The 18,745-nt window shown below is 52.0% G+C and carries 16 protein-coding genes and 1 pseudogene; 6 read left to right on the top strand and 11 right to left on the bottom strand.

The window, feature by feature from the left end; genetic code table 11:
• The first annotated feature begins 226 nt into the window (after nt 1-226).
• Nucleotides 227-1,465: a methionine adenosyltransferase gene (metK, locus tag A3842_RS01520; RefSeq protein WP_074100206.1), complete on the top strand. Its 1,239-nt coding sequence runs from the start codon at nt 227-229 to the stop codon at nt 1,463-1,465.
• Nucleotides 1,466-1,549: 84 nt separating this feature from the next.
• Here the strand turns inward: metK and loaP are convergent, their stop codons facing one another.
• On the bottom strand, nt 1,550-2,125 hold the full coding sequence (loaP, locus tag A3842_RS01515; RefSeq protein ID WP_074100205.1) for an antiterminator LoaP: 576 nt from the start codon (nt 2,123-2,125) through the stop codon (nt 1,550-1,552).
• A 299-nt stretch (nt 2,126-2,424) separates the two neighbouring features.
• Here loaP and A3842_RS01510 point away from each other — a divergent pair.
• Nucleotides 2,425-2,667: pseudogene (locus tag A3842_RS01510) on the top strand (transposase); the annotation flags it as partial.
• 204 nt (nt 2,668-2,871) lie between these two features.
• Here A3842_RS01510 and A3842_RS01505 read toward each other — a convergent pair.
• The 8 genes from A3842_RS01505 to A3842_RS01470 form a co-directional block, all read right to left on the bottom strand.
• Nucleotides 2,872-3,804, bottom strand: coding sequence for an ADP-ribosylglycohydrolase family protein (locus A3842_RS01505; RefSeq protein ID WP_074082867.1), 933 nt, complete (start codon nt 3,802-3,804; stop codon nt 2,872-2,874).
• An 87-nt stretch (nt 3,805-3,891) separates the two neighbouring features.
• Nucleotides 3,892-4,890: a Gfo/Idh/MocA family protein gene (locus A3842_RS01500; protein ID WP_074100204.1), complete on the bottom strand. Its 999-nt coding sequence runs from the start codon at nt 4,888-4,890 to the stop codon at nt 3,892-3,894.
• 186 nt (nt 4,891-5,076) lie between these two features.
• Nucleotides 5,077-7,044, bottom strand: coding sequence for a PTS fructose transporter subunit IIABC (locus A3842_RS01495; RefSeq protein WP_074100203.1), 1,968 nt, complete (start codon nt 7,042-7,044; stop codon nt 5,077-5,079).
• 240 nt (nt 7,045-7,284) lie between these two features.
• A complete protein-coding gene (locus A3842_RS01490; RefSeq protein ID WP_074100202.1) occupies nt 7,285-9,231 on the bottom strand; it encodes a BglG family transcription antiterminator in 1,947 nt (648 codons plus the stop codon).
• Nucleotides 9,232-9,340: 109 nt separating this feature from the next.
• Nucleotides 9,341-9,691 carry a DUF1648 domain-containing protein gene (locus tag A3842_RS01485; protein ID WP_074100201.1) on the bottom strand — a complete coding sequence of 117 codons (351 nt, stop codon included), beginning with the start codon at nt 9,689-9,691 and terminating at the stop codon, nt 9,341-9,343.
• A gap of 47 nt (nt 9,692-9,738) precedes the next feature.
• Entirely contained in the window at nt 9,739-10,068 is a 330-nt protein-coding gene (locus tag A3842_RS01480) for a nucleoside triphosphate pyrophosphohydrolase (protein WP_074100200.1), read from the bottom strand.
• Nucleotides 10,069-10,114: 46 nt separating this feature from the next.
• Nucleotides 10,115-10,573, bottom strand: a complete 459-nt coding sequence (locus A3842_RS01475; RefSeq protein ID WP_305953362.1) for a (deoxy)nucleoside triphosphate pyrophosphohydrolase — start codon at nt 10,571-10,573, stop codon at nt 10,115-10,117.
• 76 nt (nt 10,574-10,649) lie between these two features.
• Nucleotides 10,650-11,366, bottom strand: a complete 717-nt coding sequence (locus A3842_RS01470; RefSeq protein WP_074100199.1) for a YceI family protein — start codon at nt 11,364-11,366, stop codon at nt 10,650-10,652.
• Between the two features lie 183 nt (nt 11,367-11,549).
• Here A3842_RS01470 and A3842_RS01465 point away from each other — a divergent pair, with 183 nt between their 5' ends.
• The 4 genes from A3842_RS01465 (at nt 11,550) to A3842_RS01450 (ending at nt 15,754) form a co-directional block, all read left to right on the top strand.
• Entirely contained in the window at nt 11,550-12,230 is a 681-nt protein-coding gene (locus tag A3842_RS01465) for a response regulator transcription factor (protein WP_074083313.1), read from the top strand.
• A complete protein-coding gene (locus tag A3842_RS01460; protein WP_074100198.1) occupies nt 12,218-13,636 on the top strand; it encodes a sensor histidine kinase in 1,419 nt (472 codons plus the stop codon). The genes A3842_RS01465 and A3842_RS01460 overlap by 13 nt, the downstream gene beginning before the upstream one ends.
• Before the next feature lie 95 nt (nt 13,637-13,731).
• A complete protein-coding gene (locus tag A3842_RS01455) occupies nt 13,732-14,226 on the top strand; it encodes a hypothetical protein (protein ID WP_074082850.1) in 495 nt (164 codons plus the stop codon).
• A gap of 70 nt (nt 14,227-14,296) precedes the next feature.
• On the top strand, nt 14,297-15,754 hold the full coding sequence (locus A3842_RS01450) for an amidase family protein (RefSeq protein WP_074100197.1): 1,458 nt from the start codon (nt 14,297-14,299) through the stop codon (nt 15,752-15,754).
• Nucleotides 15,755-15,960: 206 nt separating this feature from the next.
• Here A3842_RS01450 and A3842_RS01445 read toward each other — a convergent pair whose 3' ends face one another.
• Together A3842_RS01445 and A3842_RS01440 are read right to left on the bottom strand one after the other, a co-directional pair.
• Nucleotides 15,961-16,518, bottom strand: a complete 558-nt coding sequence (locus A3842_RS01445) for an SLOG family protein (RefSeq protein ID WP_074082846.1) — start codon at nt 16,516-16,518, stop codon at nt 15,961-15,963.
• A 122-nt stretch (nt 16,519-16,640) separates the two neighbouring features.
• The gene (locus tag A3842_RS01440; protein ID WP_074100196.1) at nt 16,641-18,668 is read right to left on the bottom strand and encodes a beta-galactosidase; all 2,028 of its coding nucleotides are present in this window, start codon (nt 18,666-18,668) and stop codon (nt 16,641-16,643) included.
• Nucleotides 18,669-18,745: the final 77 nt, after the last annotated feature.

Genomic DNA, 18,745 nt, shown 5'->3' with positions numbered 1-18,745 from the left:
CTTACCAACGTGCCGAAACAGCGATTGGCTCGACGTGATTCGTTAAGAAAACACAACGAGAAGATACTTACATATTTTTGAATTATTAATCTTTACTATAAATTGGTCCATATAATAATTCAATATACATATATGCCCACTTTGTGTCAATATATAGTATTTTCGTAGAGTTCGTGTTACAATTCCAGGGATTATTGTTAAATATTAATCTTTCTCGTCGAAAGGAATGATTTGTGTGGAAGACCGTCATTTATTTACATCCGAGTCCGTGACCGAAGGCCACCCGGACAAGATGTGCGATCAAATCTCTGATGCCATACTCGACGCAATTCTGATGCAGGACCCCAACGCAAGAGTAGCATGTGAAACCGCGACCTCGACAGGGCTCATGCTAGTGACCGGTGAGATCTCAACCTCAGCTATGATCGACTACCCGCAAATCGTTCGCAACACCATCCGTGAGATTGGCTACACGCGGGCAAAACTCGGCTTCGACTGCGATACCAGCGCGGTGCTGATAGCCGTCAATCAGCAATCCCCAGACATAGCCATGGGTGTCGATGTTGCCTTGGAAGCTAAGGAAGGACGAATGGAAGAGGATGAACTGGAAATGATCGGGGCAGGCGATCAGGGACTTATGTTCGGCTTTGCCTGCAAAGAGACTCCTGAGCTTATGCCGATGCCCATTATGCTGGCACACAAGCTCGCCAGAAGATTAACCGAATTGCGCAAAGCCAAGACCCTTTCTTATTTGCGGCCGGATGCGAAGACTCAGGTTACAGTTGAATATGAGAAGGACAAGCCGATCCGCATTGATACGGTGGTTATCTCTACCCAGCATGACCCAAACGTTACATTGGAGCAAATCAGACAAGATATGATTAGCTTTGTTATTGAACACGCTATACCGTCTGAATACCTGGATGAATCCACTAATATTTTTATTAACCCGACCGGCAGATTCGTGATCGGGGGGCCGCAGGGGGACGCCGGTTTAACCGGACGAAAGATCATTGTCGATACATACGGCGGCTATGCAAGACACGGCGGCGGAGCCTTCTCCGGCAAGGACCCGACCAAGGTAGACCGCTCCGGAGCTTATGCCGCAAGATACGTTGCCAAGAACATCGTTGCCGCCGGCTTGGCCGAGAAATGCGAGATTCAGATTGCCTACGCAATCGGAGTGGCCAAACCTGTGTCCATCATGGTAAATACCTACGGCACTGGAACCATTGCCGATCGTGAGATTGTTGAGTTAATCAGAGGTCTCTTCGATCTTCGACCAGCCGGCATTATCAAGATGCTCGATCTTCGCAAGCCCATCTACCGCGGAACCGCCGCCTACGGACATTTCGGCAGAAATGACCTAGATGTGCCGTGGGAACGCACAGACAAAGTTGAAGCTCTGCAAGCTGCAGCGGAAGCCCTGCATACAAGCGCCCAAATCGCATCCGCTAACGCATAATGTGCAGCTGAATCTGATCGGACAAGAGAATCGGCACACTTATGTATATTAATGCCGATGCCGATCCTCCTGTCCGCTTTCTCACTATTCGACAATATCCAGCATTTCAATGCCTACATCCAGCCACTTCTCGCTTCCCATAAATTCCAGAGATATTCGCGCACGTTTTTTATGTTTGTCAATCTTTCTAATTATTGCTTCTTTTCCCTTTAACGGGCCATCACATACAATTACTTTCTTGTTCTCCACATACAAAGTGGAATAATCGATGATATCATCAGTTCCTGCCAGCTCCAGAATCAAAGCAATTTCCTCTTCATCAATCTTAGAGAATGAATAGACTTCAAGAGCATCTTCCAGACTGTTGATCGACTGGTTCGCAGTAGCCTTAGCCTTACAGTTGTCGAATTGGTTGAGAAGACGATAGAATCTGGGGACTCTTTTTAGATCATAATACGTTTGCACAGTCATCAGCGTCTGCACTAATACATATCCAGGAAACATTGTGTGGCAAACCTCATAGGTCTTTCCTTGTTTACGTTGCTTTAACTTCCGCTTGGGGACAAACGCATGCACCACCGTCTTATCGAAAAACTTGTGGATCATCTTCTGAACTAAATCTTCTTGTCCTGCTTGCACGTACAACGCGTACCAATTCATCCCTCTTCGTCTACCTCCCATCAGGTAACTAAAGCCTTAAGCCGTGAAGAAATTATAATTTTTAACTATATTGTTTTTAACTATAATCTCTTCCAACTATATACATATTACCCTGTGTTTGTTGTCGAAGTCCCTCGAATTGTGTATGATACGATTGATTCTCGAATAATCCTGTAAATGAACAAACGCTATACAGAACACAAAATATAATGCTACATAGAAACTAGACAGCAAAAAAGGGGTCCTTAGTTGTGCTGACATCGAGAAGAACGTTTACACCGTAAGAAAAAGCACGGATCGTGCTGGAGATGCTAAGAGAAGAAAAGTCCATATCACAGTTCGCTTCCGAAGCAGGAATTCATACGAGTGTTCTGAATCGCTGGAAAAATGAAGCCACTCAGAGCCTTTCACAATTGTTTGTGGATGACCGAAAGGGCATCACCACAATGAAAAAAGAATACGAACAGCAGATCGAAGAACTCATCGCCGAGGTAGGCAAGCTTACCCCTCAATTGTCGTGGCTCAAAAAAAATCTAGCCGCTAATTTCACCCGAGACTAGCGTCTTCGCCTTCTTGAATGGGATACCCCTACTAATGTCATTCCTCCTTTATTATCCATAAAAAAAAAGGAACAGCGATTTGTCCCTTTAAATTAGGCTTATTGGATTCTTTTACAAACTCAATTACCTAGTGCCTTAAATCTTTTAAAGTGTCCTTTTCCCCAACCCTGATCGCCTGCCCGCGCGTTATTGTCCGCTTCCCGCCCGCTCCGTAAACAAGCGTCCGGCGTAATCACTGATCAGACCACGCAGGGTAAGCATGTCAGACCACCGCGCAGGGATGCCGCCGAGGCCGTAATATGCTCCGGCAATCTGGCCGTAGACGGCGCCGGTAGTATCAGCATCATCGCCCAGATTAACCGCCAGCAGCGCGCCCTCCTCAAAGCTGGCCGACTGGTGGAACGCCCAAAGGGCTGCTTCCAGCGATTGCACCACGTAACCGGAACCCTTAATCTCCGGCGGAGCCTTGCGTTGGTAGGAACCGTGCTTAATGTCCAGAATGCTGCCGGACAACATCCCCTCGTGCAGCCAGCCGCCGAAGGCGCCCGGGGCCAGCATCTCCTGCTTGCTCCACCCCTGCAGTCCGGCCAGGATGTAGGCCGCCATCAGGCGGCAGGCATCCACACATTCTGCAGCAGCATGGGTCGTCCGCGAGCTGAGTGCAGCGTACTCTATGGCGGCAGCCGGGTCCTCAGCATAATAGAGGACCACCGGGGCCAGGCGCATAATCGAGCCATTCCCGGCAGCATGCGGATCCTCCGACCCGCTCCAGGCTTCGCCGCTGGCCTCGAAATGCATCAGCGCTGAGCGTGTGGCGTTCCCGATATCGAAGCACTCTCCCGTGCTGCTCAGGTAGCCTTCGCGGAACCACCGGACATACCGCCGCAGCTGGTCGGCGGGATCAAATCCCCGGGACGCAAGCAGGCTGTCCGCCAGGCACAGCGCCATCGAAGTATCATCTGTCCACTGCCCCGGCTGCAGACTGAACACCCCTCCGCCAACAATATCCTCCAGCGGCGCAAAGGTCCCCGGAGCCTTGAATTCTACGGTGGTTCCCAGCGCATCACCCGCTGCCAGCCCTTGCAGGCAGCCTTGATAACGATCCATATCCAGTGCCATGTTACACCTCCTGCATTCCTCTTCTAAGCATTAACGAGAGTGGGGTGCTGAACAGATAATCATCATGTCCACGTATCTATCCGGGGTTTATTCACCGGGATAGACAAGCCCCCACTCTGCGCGCACCTGATCCAGCAGCTTCAGAATCGCTACTGATTCATCCAGCGTCAGCACAGGACTCTCCGTTAGTCCTGCCTGCAGGCAGCGTCCCACTTCCTCGGCTTCGAAGGCATACCCGATGGACCTCCGGTCATCCTCAAAGGTCTCCACAAGCTCGCCGCCGACATACAGCTCGGCTGAACTCGGGTTTACAAAAGAGCCTTTAACCACTATATAGCCTTCTGTTCCGAACACATAAGCCTCCTGAAGCATATTCAGGCGTACCCCGCCGTTCAGGGAAGCCGATTTGCCATCGCCATAGGACAGCAGCAGCGAGAAATGCTCATCTACCCCCGTTTCACCCATATGTACAGTGCTGGCTACCTTTTCGGGGTGAGGCCCAAAGATCATGGAGGCAAAGGAAATCGGGTAAATGCCAACGTCCAGCAGCGCCCCGCCGCCCAGTGCCGGGTTCAGCAGACGGCTCTCCGGGTTCCATTCGGTGCGGAAGCCGAGGTCCGCCTTCACCATCCGTACGTCTCCAATCCGCTCTGCGGCGACCCATTCTCTGACCTTAACGTTGGCCGGAATATACCGGCTCCACATGGCTTCCATCAGAAACAGCTTATGTTCGCGGGCATAGGCCACGATCTCCTCAAGCTCGCCGCTGTTCACCGTGAACGGCTTCTCGCAGAGCACCGCCTTGCCGGCACGCAGCGCAAGCAGCGCGTTGTCTTTATGAAAAGGATGCGGTGTCCCGATATAAACCGCATCTACCTCGGGATCATTGACCAAATCTTCATACGTGGCATGGGCTACAGGAATACCGTGATTCTTGGCAAATTCATCGGCGCTTTCCTGATTGCGTGAACCTACAGCATAGGCAATCCCGTTCGATGCATGAGCCAGATCGGTTGCGAACTGGTGTGCGATCCAGCCAGTGCTGAGAATTCCCCATTTCACCTTGTAAGCGTTATCGATTGTCATTGATGAATCCTCCTTGTTTTTGTCCATATAGTACTTTTGATTCTATCAAACTATCCCTTGTGAGTACAGGCTCGGCGAGAGCTGCAGACAAACAGGCTGGTGTCCCCTGGATAAGGGATCGCCAGCCTGTATAAGTTCTGTTTAACCAGCAAAGCATAGTAGGGTTCTACTCTTCTACCGGATAAATTAGTGCACCTGCCCAAGTAACTGATAAGCCTCTTCCTTCGTCGTAACCGCAAGAAGCGCTTCTCTGAAATCATCATCCATTAGCTTACGGGACAACATTTGCAGCACCTTCAAATGGGCATTTCCCTTGCTGCTGCGCGGTACGGCAATCATAAATACCAGCTTCGCGTGATTGCCATCCACACTGTTCCAATCCACTCCACCCTGCTTGATGCCAAAAACCACGCTTGGCTTCAGGACCGCATCTGATTTACTGTGAGGAATAGCAATATTCATGCCAATGCCTGTAGAGCTTTCGTCCTCACGGGCCAATATCCCTTCTTTAAAATCACTTGCAGAGCTTATGGCCCCGTTTCTTTCCAGGATTGCAATCATTTCATCAATAACGGCTTCCTTTGTGGTCCCCGCTACATTCAGCTCCATTAGATCCGGTGTTAAAATATCCGTCAGTTTCTCAAGTTGGCCCTGAGTTGTTTCCATGTCAGCAGCTATAGGGGTTTTGGCAGGCTTGACCTGGGGATCATTTCCCAAGCTTTCCGGGGCAACAGCCTCTACTGCTGTACTCTCCGCCACAATAGCAACGTCCCGCTTCAGCAGACTCACCATGGCCACTGTTACGGCAGATCCAACGATAACAGCAATGAAAAACATAACAACATGGTCAACGGCCCCCAGCACAGCTACAACCGGTCCGCCATGGGCTACTCTGTCCCCCACATTTCCCAGCATTGCAATTACCGATCCAACCATTGATCCGGCCATGATGCTTGGGATCACGCGCAGCGGGTCCTGGGCCGCAAATGGAATTGCCCCCTCAGTAATACCAAACAACCCCATGGTAAATGTCGCTTTGCCGGCTTCACGCTCGGCAGATGCAAATTTGCGTTTGTTGATCATTGCAGCCAGTCCCATCCCGATAGGCGGAATACAAATGGCTACGGCGATAGGCCCCATAATTTCATAATTCCCTTCACCAATCATGGCCGATCCGAACAGAAAAGCTACCTTATTAACCGGACCGCCCATATCGAAGGAGATCATCGCTCCCAGGATCAAAGCCAGCAGGATTGAGCTTGTTCCCTGCATGCCGGCAAGCCAGCCGGTTAGTACTTCAAACAAATGGGCAATGGGAGATCCGATGACAAAGATAAAGATCAACCCTACAATCAGGGATGAGAGCACGGGGATGATGATAATGGGCATAATCGGCTGCAGCGCCCGGCCAACTTTGATTTTGCGGATGCCGAGTGCTACATAACCCGCCAGAAAGCCGGCAATAATCCCGCCGATAAATCCAGCTCCCGCTTCACTGCCATATAAGCTTCCGTTTGCGGCGATAAATCCGCCGACGATCCCCGGAGCCAGCCCTGGCCGATCTGCAATGCTCATTGCGATAAATCCCGCCAGAATCGGCACCATGAAAGTAAATGCAGCAGACCCGATATCCTGAATGTTCTTCCAGATGGAGCCTTCCGGTATCACTAGACCGCCCGGTGTCTTCACACCGCCAATCGTCAATGCGATGGCAATAAGCAGCCCTCCGATGACGATAAAGGGTACCATATAGGAGACGCCATTCATCAAATGACGGTAAATCGGATTTTGTTTCGGTGCTTTTTCACCCGAACGGCTGTCGGAAGAACGAGACTGCGATTGGTACACAGGCACTTCGCCTTTCATGACCCGCTGAATCAGCTCTTCCGGACGGCGGATGCCATCCTGTACTCCGACAACTAGCAGCTTTTTTCCGACAAAACGGTCTTTTACTACCGTTTTGTCCGCTGCAATGATTATTCCGTCAGCTTCACGTATTTCCTCCTCGGTCAACGCATTTTCCACGCCGATGGAGCCCTGTGTTTCAACCTTAATTTCAATGCCTAATTTCTTGCCTGCCTTCTGCAGATTCTCAGCTGCCATATAGGTATGCGCAATGCCGTTAGGACACGAGGTTATCGCTAATATTTTCATTTCTATCATCCCTTTCCACTTTTATCAGCGCTTACATTTTTAATTATATCCACCTTATTCCCGGATATCGGACAAACTTTTTACCGGAACTTCCGGAAAAACGGATTAATATCGCCAAAGGCGTTACCTTCCCACGCAAGTGCCCAGGTCCAGCCCGCTCCAAAAAAGTGGGATGTCCCAAGCAGCCACTTCCTGGCTTTTTGAGACACCCCTGTACCTAAGTATTATTCAATTTGCAATTTATCTGCCCAGCTTTCGGAGCAGGACCATCGCATCCGTTTCTTTGGCCAACGCGCTGACCAGTGCAGGCTGCTCGCTGATTCGGGACAATTCTCTGAACAGCAGCCGCATTTCTTCCCGTTCATCATGCTTGACCGCCAGCAGGAACACCAGATGCACGGTTTCGGCCCCCCATGACAGCGGGTGCTTCAGCGTAGCAATAACAATAGAAGACTCGCTGATATACTCTGAGCTCCCGTGTGGGATAGCCACCCCTCCACCAATGGTGGTATTAGATAGCTTTTCCCTGGCCAGCACACTTTCCGCATAGCCCTTTTCCGCATATCCCTTCTGTTCAAGAATTCCTGCCAGTTTGGCAATTAACTGTTCCGGATGCTGCGCCTCCTGCTGGGGATAGACCAGAAACGGGGTGGTATACTTTAAAAAGACAGATTCCTCCACCGCATGGTCCGGCTCATCCAACCGCCGAATGGACTGTTCCAGCAAGCGCTCATCCCTGCTTTCCAGAAGCGGAGAGACGATTACATGCTTGATGTCCTCAGGAAGAGCCACAGTTGATATAACCAAATCCACTTCATGCAGGGCGAGATAACCTCTGACCTCTGCTTTGGATAAAGTTGCTCCTACATGCACAGACGGGAATTTGCGTTCCACTTTTGTACGGAGCAATTGAGACATTCCAATGCCCATGTGACACACAATAATAGCCTTTTGCGGTTGCCTCTCACTCTGCTGCAGCCGTTCAACAGAAGCTTGAAAATGCAGAGTGACATAGGCGGCCTCCTCTTCTGGAAACGTTTGCCTTATTGCTTTGCCTGCTGCTTCCATGGCCTCTATAACGCGGTCAAACATGTAGGGATACATCTTTTTGATATCAGCCAGCATGGGATTGGATACCTTCAGGCCATACTGGAGACGGTTAAGGGTAGTGAACAAATGAACCTTAAGTCCATTCAGGAGCACCTGATCACTGGAGAATTCTATCATATTCAGTTCCGACATCCGCTTGACCAGTTGCCTGATCAATTCCGGCAGGAGCGGGTGGCTGTCCGCTAGCAGAGTCCGTCTCCCCTCTGTCTCCTCCTGCCCATAGCGAAACTTTCCGCCAAGCAAATGCAGGGTCAGGTAAGCTGTTTCCTCGCGTGAGAATGAGACTGAAAACAGCTTATGCAGTTGCTGCAAAAACGCTGCAGCCCAAGTGTATTCTTCTTTTTCCTGCAGAAAGGCAATATCCTGTTCCAAGAGCGAAATGGGCTGGTTTAGCTTTGTCCGTTTGACCATCAGCAGAATATGCAGCATCAGCCCTTCGAAGGTTTCATCCGTAAAAAAGAGCCGGTGCTGTTCCTGAAAGATTTTCAATTCATGATTTACAGCCGCAATTTCATGCGATTCAAACTGCTTGCGCATCCATTGTCCCGTAAGTTCAGGGCTGTCAATCAGCTGGTTCAGCCTGGCAAGGGCCAGACGTTTATTTTTTTCGGTGCCTTTAATCATAAGCCCTATGCGGGGCCGGATAATTAACGCTAGATCAAGGTGATGCAGCCAGTGCTCAATCTTCTCCAGATCTCTGCGGATTAACGTTTTGTTCACGTAATACTGAGCAGCAAGATCTTGTGTGGTCACTGGACTGGCGTTCATCAGAAGCCGGTAAGCGATATGCAGCACTCTTTCTTCATCCGAATCTTGCTCGGTATCATACTCCTCTGAATACAGCAGCTGAAGCAGAGCAGATTGGTCACCTTCACCCAGCTCCAGATAAATCCCAAGCCCCGGTTTTTTTACAAGTTGTGCTGTGGAATGCTTGTTCATATATTTTTGAATGACCTTCAGATCACTTCGGATGGTTTTGTCCGAGCAGCCGGCCTGATCCGCCAAATCCTGAACCAGCCATAAGCGGCCTGGCTCAGTTAACAAATTCCGAATAATCTCTGTCTGCCTCTTGTTCATTCTGCTCTCCCATAATCAATTTAGTTTAGCCGAAAGGGTTAAGTTCTTTAATCCTTATTATAGCTACAATATCGGATTGTTAATAAAATTTTGGGGGAAGAGCATACCGCTAGATCATAGCGAGCAGGGCACAGACGCTAATCGCGGCGAACCCGGCCGTGACAAGTAATGTGGCCGCATTCCAGATCCGGTGAATGAACGCCACATTATGGATATAGCTGTTCAGGAATATTTTCCGCAATAAGAATTGAAGCAGCCGCATAAAACCGAAGCCGAACCAGCTGAGCAGACAGAGCAGAGCCACATCCACACTCCATTTATTCACAAACCGGTCAGCCGTGGCCCCGTTGTAATGAATCGGTACAAAATCGGGCATCCGCGGGTAGAGATAGAAATACAGCACAATCGGTACAATGGCGGCAGCACTGCTTAAGAGCATGGTCAGTCTGCTTTTGAACATGAATTGTCAACCTCCTATGGCTTGAACGAGAACCATCCGGTACGCGGCTAGCTGTCATCCTCTACCCGTAACAGAAAAATACGCTCCTGGAATCCGCCCCGGCGTTCCGCCTTCTCTGCACGGATCTGCTCCAGAACCTCAGGGCTCCCCCCGTGTGTGGCTGCCAGCGCCCGAATGACCTCCAGCAGATCCGCCAGTTCTTCAAGTGCCAGCCTGTCGTTGTCTTCACGGAAATACTCCTCCGCTTCCTCTCGCAATTTCGCTCGCAGCTGGTCTATGTACTCTTCATGCTCCAGTGTTCTTGTAATGCACGAGTGCCCCCCGGCAGCAATCAGCTCCGGTATGCCGTCACGCACAAGCTTATGGTACTCAGGCAGATGAAACAGCCCCTTCCTATGTATATTCTATCGTCTGTTATCCGGTTTACTGTAATGGATCAAGCAGTCTGTGTACAAAAGGGATATCCGCCGGTGCAAAAGCAAACGCGTCCAGCTCATTCGCGGCCACCCACCGGAAAGCATCATGGTCACTCAGTCTGATTTGGCCTTCCAGAAATTCAGCCTCCCAGGCAATCAGCCTGATCTTGAATCCGCCATAGTCATGCTCATTCACTCCATAAGCCGCGTAAGGAAGTATCGCGATGCTCATCTCCTCCATCAGCTCTCTGCGCAGACAGTCCGGCACCTCTTCGCCGTCCTCCAGCTTACCGCCCGGGAATTCCCATAATCCGGCCTGTGATTTGCCCTCCCGCCGCCGTGCGATCAGGATCTGCCCTTCTGCATTATGTATAATCGCTGCCGCCACTTCAATCATGGAGCTTCCCTCCTTCAGGCTATAGGTAAAAATATACCCCGGTGCAGCTGGGATATCCAGTAAAAACAAAAAAACTCCTCCCGGGGAACCCCAAAGAAGCGGCTGCCGGGAAGAGTCTTAAGCTTATTTTATTGAAGTGTTCCTGTTATTTCGAGAGTACAAGCTCCAGGCGGACCTCGAGATTATTTTCGGTGTCTAACACAATCGAGTGTGGGTTGGCCATGCCGAAATCTTCAAAGGTTACGGTGGTTGTACCCGAGAGCATAAGCTGTCCGCCGCTATATACGGCCTGACTGTCGAAGGTGACATCCTTTGTAATGCCTTTTACGGTCATCGTGCCCTGCAGCTGGACGGGTACCGCCGTGCCTTCCGTCCATTCCGCCGGCAGCTTCGAGAAAGACTTTACGACAAAGGTGGACTGCGGAAATTCTGTTGCAGAAAGGAAGTCTGCTCCCTTTACATGCTCATCTCTCTGGCCGTTGCCGGAATCCAGTGCACTCATCTCCACGGTGCCTTCTCCGGTCATCGCCCCCGCATCGCCCAGATTCACGTTCCAGGTTCCCTTAACTGACGGGTCCACGAAATTGACAGTTTCCTTGGAGGTCGTTACCGACCAGTATACTTTCGAAGTGTCGGCGATGTTCCAGGCACCATTTAATTGCTCTGCTGTAACGGCTGCTCCTGCGGGCGATGCTGCCGCATTCGCTGTGTTCGTACCATTTGCTGCACCTTGCGCCTGTGTCGGAATCACGGACTCGATTTCAACATTATTGCCCAAGCTGTTATTCAAAAAGGTAAATGCGGTGATGGCTCCTACAATAACGACTCCAGCAGCGATGATGGCGATTGTTTTTTTCTTCATCCTGTTTCCTCCATCCAAATGGTTCTGTATTTTCCAGTATGGCTTGTTTCCCATTCTAGCAGAGCAATATGTCGGGAATAAGTCAAAGCACCCCCATCTGTATTGTGGTAAAATTGTCGTAATTTTAACTATATAGAGTGAACTTAAGAATCTAAGTTGCTGTAAGGAGACTGTCTATAGATGATGAAATCGATTCTGATTGTTGAAGATGAGGAGGCCATTGCCCGCGTGCTCAGCGCTTATCTCAAAAAAGCGGGCTTCCAGATCACCCGCGCCGCCGACGGACGCACTGCGCTGGAGGCCTTCGAGGTGGCTCCGCCTTCCCTGATTCTGCTCGATATCCATTTGCCGAATATGGATGGCTTTGAGCTGCTGGGTCTGATCCGTGAGAAAAGCAGCTGTCCTGTGATTATGCTGACAGCCAGAGACTCTATTCACGACCGGCTGGCCGGACTGGACGGAGGGGCCGACGATTACATGTCCAAGCCCTTCATTCCTGAAGAAGTGGTGGCTCGTGTAAATGCGGTGCTGCGGCGCCCCTCCCAGTGGTCCGACGGCAGCCGCAAACGCCATTATGGCGGCCTGTTTATTGATTTCGGCGCACGCTCAGTGTTCCTGAACGGAGCCGAGGTTTCCTTGAGCCCGCGTGATATGTCGGTACTGCTCTTCCTTGCCGAGCGCCCGAATCAGATCTGTACGCGGGATCAGCTGCTGGAGCATGTGTGGGAGATGGATTATGAGGGAAGTGACAGGGCTGTGGACCTGTCGATCAAAAGGCTGCGCCAGGCCCTGTCGCACTGGCCTGCCGGAGAAGGCGAAATCCGCACGCTTAGAGGAACGGGGTATCAATTATGGACCACCTGAAGTTGAAGAAGCAGCGCAGCACCCACACCTCCATCCTCTCCTACTGGACGGTCCGCTACCTGCTGATTATCGGCACGGGTCTCCTGCTCACCGCGCTGGTGACCTTTTGGTGGATTCAGCAGGAGGCAATGAACAACCGGATGCAAACCACCGGTCTGCTCGCGCAGGAGATTGCCGACCGCAGCGTCAATGCGGACGGCAATCTGAATATTTCCCCGGCTCTGAATCAGCTGATCGAGGACCGCAAGCGGTTCTTCAAACTGACGCAGGAAATGTGCGTCATTATTATGGGACCGGAAGGTGAACTGCTGTTCTCCCAGCCGGCGATGACTGACCAGGAGATGCGCTACGAGCTCAACGACAGCCTGAGCGCGGCGCGCAGCCCGGAGTTCAAGTCGGCCGGTGCCCGGATTCAAGGGAACGGCGAAACGCTCGGGCAGGTCGTGGTCCTGCAGTCCAAACGATCCCTGCGGTTCATTCCGCGGGAGGAGATCACCTTCTTCTCGATTCTCATCTTCTTCCTGATCCTCTTAAGCTGGCTGACTATTTATCTCTTATCCATTAAGCTGGCCAAGCCGATTCAGCGGGTTGCCGCCGCTGCTTCGCAGATCAGCGGCGGTGAATACAACATCATCTTGAAGACGGAGGCCAAGGAGCGGGAAATTCACGAGCTGCTGCTCTCCTTCCAGGAGATGGCGGGCAAGCTTCAGCAGTTCGAGCAGTCCCGGGCGGTGATGCTGGCCGGGGTCTCCCATGAACTTAAAACCCCTGTCACCTCCATCAAGGGGCTGGTGCATGCGGTGCGTGAGGGCATTGTGGAAGGCGAAGAAGCCAGTGAATTCCTCGACATCGCTCTGCTGGAGGCCGGACGGCTGCAGCGGATGGTCGCGGATCTGCTGGATTACAACGCCCTGGCTGCAGGTATTGTCGCCATCCGTCATGACAGGCTGGATGCCGTTCCGCTGCTGGAGGAGGTCGTCTATCAGTGGAAGCTGACCCAGAGCGAGGAGGTATGTGAACCGGTGCTGCAGCTGCCGGAGCAGCCCCTATTCCTCCGGGGTGATCCGCTGCGCATCCAGCAGATTCTCGTCAATCTGCTCAACAATAGCGTACAGGCCAAGGCGACGGGGCATACCCTTCAGCTGACCCTCCGCCTTGAGGCGAATCCGGAGGGATATGCCGTGATTACCGTCACCGATAATGGGCCGGGCATTTCTGAAGAGAACAGCGAGCGGATCTTCGAACCCTTCTTCCGCAGCAGTGACAAACAAAGCACACTCCGGGGCCTTGGACTCGGCCTTACCTTCAGCCGGCTGCTTGCCAAAGCCATGGGCGGAAGCCTGCGGCTCGGCGACCGGCCGGAGCAGGGCTGCGCTTTTGTAATCACCCTGCCTCTATGCCGGTAGACCCTTGAGAGTACGATCCGGATTATAGTCCTTGAAGGGAACGGCATGGTATAATCAGGGCGACTGAAATTGAAACCGTAAACCGGAGGCTGCATATGCTTACTTTTGAACAGAAATTGGCTATTCTTGATTCCTACCCCCAGCTGGAGCGGAGAAATGTATCGCTGGGCCGGGTGAACTACCACTATGAGGAAAGCCGCCATGAGAAAAAAACGGTAGCCTTCCATCTGCATCCGAATGGCAACGGGTTTGTGTATGCAGGACTGCTGCGCGGCTATGAGACCGATGACAAAGGCATGGTGAACATCCGTGACTACGGGGAGCCCGAACTGCGCAGCCTGCTGGAGGCGTCCATCACCTCACTGTCTATGTATATCCCGGAGGCACCGGCACCTGGCAAGAGAAAGAAAAAGCAGGCTGACGGAGCACAGACACTGTGGACGAATGATGAAGGACATACGCTTACCCTGAAGCCGGAGGATGACCTGTGGTATCTCTACGCCGGACTTCAGCTGGAGATGGCTTTCGAGACGCTTGAAGAAGCTGAGGAATATCTGGCGGAAGAAGGATTTACCCAAGTGCAGGTCTAGGATTCGGGAAGAGCCTGAAGACCCTATAGTTAAAAAGGCCATATTCCACAGGGAAAGAAGCGTGAACCGCATGAGTTTTGAAATCGTAGAGGCTACCATTCCGGAGATTCAGGCTGCGCTTGAAACCGGAGAAATGACGTCCAGACAATTAGTCCTCATGTATTTTGAACGTATCGCCGAGCATGACAAAAGCGGGCTGACGGTCAACTCCATTCTGGAGATCAATCCTGATGCCCTGTTCATTGCCGAATCTCTGGATGTGGAACGCTCGCTGCAAGGCCCCCGGGGGCCGCTGCATGGTATACCTGTCGTAGTGAAGGACAATATCAACACCGGCGATAAAATGCACACCAGTGCAGGCTCGCTGGCTTTGGCGGATTCTTTTGCCGGGGAAGATGCTTATATTGTCACCAAGCTGCGCGAAGCTGGGGCCGTCATTATAGGCAAAGCCAATATGACTGAATTCGCCAACTTCATGACGAACGGTATGCCGTCCGGGTACAGCTCACGCGGCGGACAAGTGCTGAATCCCTACAATATATCCACGCCGACGGGCGGCTCCAGCGCCGGCTCTGCGGTAGCAGTGGCCTGTAATTTCTGCACAGTGTCCGTGGGTACGGAAACCTCCGGCTCCATTCTGAATCCGGGCAATCTCGGCTCCATCATCGGTATCAAACCGACCGTGGGGATGATCAGCCGTTCCGGTATTCTGCCGCTCTCGAATACACAGGATACTGCCGGACCCATGGCACGCACGGTCCGCGATGCGGTACTGCTGCTGAACGCAATGCTGGGTAAGGATGACAGAGATGCCGCCATGGGGACAAGTGCAGGCCGTCTGCATGCGGATTATACCGTCTTCCTCGACCCGAATGGACTGCAGGGCGCACGGATTGGAATTCCGCGGGATTATTATTTTGAGGAGTTGACCGATGAGCAGCTGGCACTGTTCAACGCCTCGGTGGACCGGATGCGCGAGCTTGGCGCCACCATCATTGATCCGGCAGAGATCCGGACCGCTCGCGAGATCAGTTATTCCTCCGTCGTGCTGAACGAATTCAAAACCTCGCTGAATGCGTATCTGGCCGCTCTCGGCCCGGGAGCCAGAATGCGCACGCTGAAGGATATTATCGACTTCAATCATACACATCCTATGGAAACCTTGAAATACGGTCAAGCCACCCTGCTGGATGCCGAGTACACCTCCTCCGGCACGTTCACTGAGCCGCAATATCTGCGCGACCGGGCAACGGATCTCCGGCTCTGCAAGGAGCTTGGCATTGACGCCACGATGAAGGAGCATCAGCTTGACGCACTTCTGTTCCCGGCGGATTTCGGTGCAAGAATCACCTCCAGGGCAGGTTATCCTTCCATCGTTGTGCCTTCCGGCTACACTTCTGCCGGTGCTCCCTTTGGGGTCACCTTCTCGGCGCAGGCTTACCAGGAGCCGGTACTGATCCGCCTGGCATATGCCTACGAGCAGAATTACAAGGTCCGCAAAGCACCTTCCCTGCAAAGCTTCATATAAACAGAAACGATACCGTCCTTCTGAGGGACGGTGTCGTTTCTGTGAGAAGAGCTGCTTGTGCTATTCCTCCGCGATGCCCATATGCCGGTTGCCTGCATGTGATAGCCCCCAGGTGCGCAGCTCATAGCTGCGGATTCCCGTGAGAATGTACGGATCGCGCTCTGCGATCCGTTCCGCCATTAACAGAACTCAATTGTCTGTCCTCCTTATTCATAGCCGCGCTGGCTCTCCTCATCCGCAATATTCTGGATTTCCTCGGCATGCATCAGATAGAGGCTATAGTTCCCCTCCTCCTGCAGCTTCTGGACCCGCTCTTTCAAGAATTTGGGACTTCCCTCGGCCGCGTCTTCATCATAGAACAGCAGAATCCCGTCGCTTTTGCGCAGCAGCAGGTCATCTCTGGCCCGGAACTGCCAGCTTCCGTCGTATGGAGCATTGCTGACGGCCCCGTAATAATCAGCCCCGGCAATAATCCGGCGGTATTCTTCCTGCTTCTCCTCTTTCCACTTTTCTTCCGGAGCGGCATGTGCTGTAATAATGCCCAGCTTCAGTCCCGGATACTGCTGCTTCAGCTCCAGCACCACTTCACAGGCCCACAGATCCACCCCGTATTGCCCGGGGGTAATGATCCATTCCACCCCTTCCTCGATCAGAGGGATTAGTCTGTTTTTCAGCGCTTTTTTGATATACGGAATCCCCTGATGTTTGCTGTCAAAAATCCCGAGCTCATGCGCGCGGTAGCCTGTTACCAGTAAGGTTGTCATATACTGCCTCTCTCCTGAACCGTTAATCTTCATATCTCGCTCTATTTCTGCATTATACCATTTTGGGCGTAGAAAAAAGGACGATTCTCCAGGCCTGAAGCCCGGGAAATCATCCTTTTAGATTACTTGTCTGACAAAATCAGCACGCCACGCCCCGGAACAACGGCCGTGCCGCTGAAGGTCTTGCCTGTCAGCAGATCGGTGCGCTGTACGGAACCGATATCGGCGCTGAGTTCGCCTTCCTTATGGTTCAGCAGGAACAGATAGGACACACCGTCCTTAACGCGTTGTACGGATTCGATGCCTTCCGGTGCACTGACCAGCGGCCGGATCTCTTGTTCAGTACAGAGGTTCGACAAGAACCCTTGCAGGAAAGCCGCATCCGGACTGGTTGCCACATAATAGGCCTTGCCTTCGCCAAAGCGGTTCACGGTCAGGGCCGGCATGCCTTTGTAAAAGTCAGTGCCATACTCCGCGAGCACTTCTGCGCCTTCAGCGTGAATCAGATCGCACAGTAAATCGCATGGATAGGTGCGGTTCAGCGCTCCCCACTCTTTGCTCATCACGATTTCATTGCTCATTCCCGGCAGCAGCGCATCGATCTCCTCAGCCCAGATGCCGAGTACGCTGCGAAGTTCTCCAGGGTAGCCGCCTACGGTAACCAGATCATTCTCATTTACGATTCCGCTGAAATAAGTCGTAACGAATGTGCCGCCTGCCTTCACGAAGGCTTCTACCTTTTCAGCAAACCCCGGCTTAATCATGTACAGTACCGGTGCAATGACAATTTTGTACTTGGAGAGATCCTCTTCAACACCGATCATATCGGCTTCGATATTCTGCTGATACAGGGCATCATAATATTTATGCACTTCGTTCACATAATCCAGGGCTACGGAAGGTCCGCTCGACAGATCCAGCGCCCAGCGGTTCTCCCAGTCGTAGATAATGCCTATCTGTGCTGCGCTGCGCGCATCCAGAAGCTGGTCGCCCAGCAGCTCCAGCTCTTTGCCGAGTTCAGCACATTCACGGAATACCCGGGTATGTTCATGTCCCACATGCTCAATGACTGCACCATGATACTTCTCGCAGGCCCCAATGGAACGGCGGAGCTGGAAGAACAGCACAGTATCTGCACCGCGTGCTACTGCCTGATAACTCCACAGACGCATCACGCCCGGACGCTTCAACGAGTTATACGGCTGCCAGTTCTGCTGACTTGGTGTCTGCTCCATCAGCATGAACGGCTGACCATGCTTCAGGCCGCGCATCAGATCATGTGTCATAGCCGTATGGCTCACCGGCGTATCGAGCGACGGGTAGTTGTCCCAAGAGATGACATCCATGTGCTTGGCCCACTCGAAATAATCCAGCTCCGGATAGAAGCCCATCAGGTTCGTGGTGACCGGAACATTGGTGCTGTGCTCCTTGATCGCGTCATATTCCAGCTTGTAGCATTCCAGCAGACTGTAGGACATAAATCTGCGGTAATCGAGCGATATCCCCTGGAAGTTGGTCCGGTTGCCATTCCATTCCTCACTCAGCTCACTTGGCACAACAATTTCTTCCCAGTCATAGAAGGTATGTCCCCAGAAACGGGTATTCCAGGCTTTATTGAGAGCATCCAGCGAGCCATAACGGTTCTTCAGCCAGACTCTGAAAGCGGCTTCGGATTGCTCAGAGTAATCGTAGCCGCCATATTCATTGGAGATATGCCAGGCCACCAGCCCCGGATGATCCTTGTAGCGTTCAGCCAGCTTGCCCGCAAGTTTGGCCGCGAATTTACGGTAGACCGGACTATTCGGATTGGAGTTGTGGCGTCCGCCGAATTTGCGTTTTCTGCCCTGAACATCCACCCGGGTCACTTCAGGATAGCGGTGAGCCATCCAGGCCGGATGCGCACCGGTACTTGTAGCCAGGCAGACATAGGTTCCATTCTTATATAAACGGTCCATCAATTCATCAAGTCCGGAAAAATCATAGGTATCCTCCGACGGCTGAATGAGCGCCCAGGAAAATACATTGATCGTGGCGACATCAATGCCCGCCAGCTTGAACATCCGTTCATCCTCTGCCCATACAGGCGCGTCCCACTGCTCGGGATTGTAATCTCCGCCGTACCAAATCTTCGCCAATTTATCGTTGATCACTTATTGCACATCCTTTATAGTATAAGTATATTCTTATTGTAAACGTTTGCCGTTTCCCTTTAAATATAAAATTACCG

Origin of the sequence: Paenibacillus sp. P3E, from assembly GCF_001909045.1 — a bacterium.
GTDB classification, from domain to species: domain Bacteria; phylum Bacillota; class Bacilli; order Paenibacillales; family Paenibacillaceae; genus Paenibacillus_AQ; species Paenibacillus_AQ helianthi.
The sequence above is the reverse complement of the archived record's forward strand: the minus strand, read 5'-3'. Positions and strand labels throughout refer to the sequence as shown.

What these genes read in the sequence shown, in the direction of transcription:
- metK (WP_074100206.1), top strand. Translation starts at nt 227, where the DNA reads ATGATTTGTGTGGAAGACCGTCATTTATTTACATCCGAGTCCGTGACC.
- A3842_RS01455 (WP_074082850.1), top strand. Translation starts at nt 13,732, where the DNA reads ATGCTTACTTTTGAACAGAAATTGGCTATTCTTGATTCCTACCCCCAG.
- A3842_RS01485 (WP_074100201.1), bottom strand. Translation starts at nt 9,691, where the DNA reads ATGTTCAAAAGCAGACTGACCATGCTCTTAAGCAGTGCTGCCGCCATT.
- loaP (WP_074100205.1), bottom strand. Translation starts at nt 2,125, where the DNA reads ATGAATTGGTACGCGTTGTACGTGCAAGCAGGACAAGAAGATTTAGTT.
- A3842_RS01465 (WP_074083313.1), top strand. Translation starts at nt 11,550, where the DNA reads ATGAAATCGATTCTGATTGTTGAAGATGAGGAGGCCATTGCCCGCGTG.
- A3842_RS01495 (WP_074100203.1), bottom strand. Translation starts at nt 7,044, where the DNA reads ATGAAAATATTAGCGATAACCTCGTGTCCTAACGGCATTGCGCATACC.
- A3842_RS01505 (WP_074082867.1), bottom strand. Translation starts at nt 3,804, where the DNA reads ATGGCACTGGATATGGATCGTTATCAAGGCTGCCTGCAAGGGCTGGCA.
- A3842_RS01450 (WP_074100197.1), top strand. Translation starts at nt 14,297, where the DNA reads ATGAGTTTTGAAATCGTAGAGGCTACCATTCCGGAGATTCAGGCTGCG.
- A3842_RS01490 (WP_074100202.1), bottom strand. Translation starts at nt 9,231, where the DNA reads ATGAACAAGAGGCAGACAGAGATTATTCGGAATTTGTTAACTGAGCCA.
- A3842_RS01500 (WP_074100204.1), bottom strand. Translation starts at nt 4,890, where the DNA reads ATGACAATCGATAACGCTTACAAGGTGAAATGGGGAATTCTCAGCACT.
- A3842_RS01445 (WP_074082846.1), bottom strand. Translation starts at nt 16,518, where the DNA reads ATGACAACCTTACTGGTAACAGGCTACCGCGCGCATGAGCTCGGGATT.
- A3842_RS01460 (WP_074100198.1), top strand. Translation starts at nt 12,218, where the DNA reads ATGGACCACCTGAAGTTGAAGAAGCAGCGCAGCACCCACACCTCCATC.
- A3842_RS01470 (WP_074100199.1), bottom strand. Translation starts at nt 11,366, where the DNA reads ATGAAGAAAAAAACAATCGCCATCATCGCTGCTGGAGTCGTTATTGTA.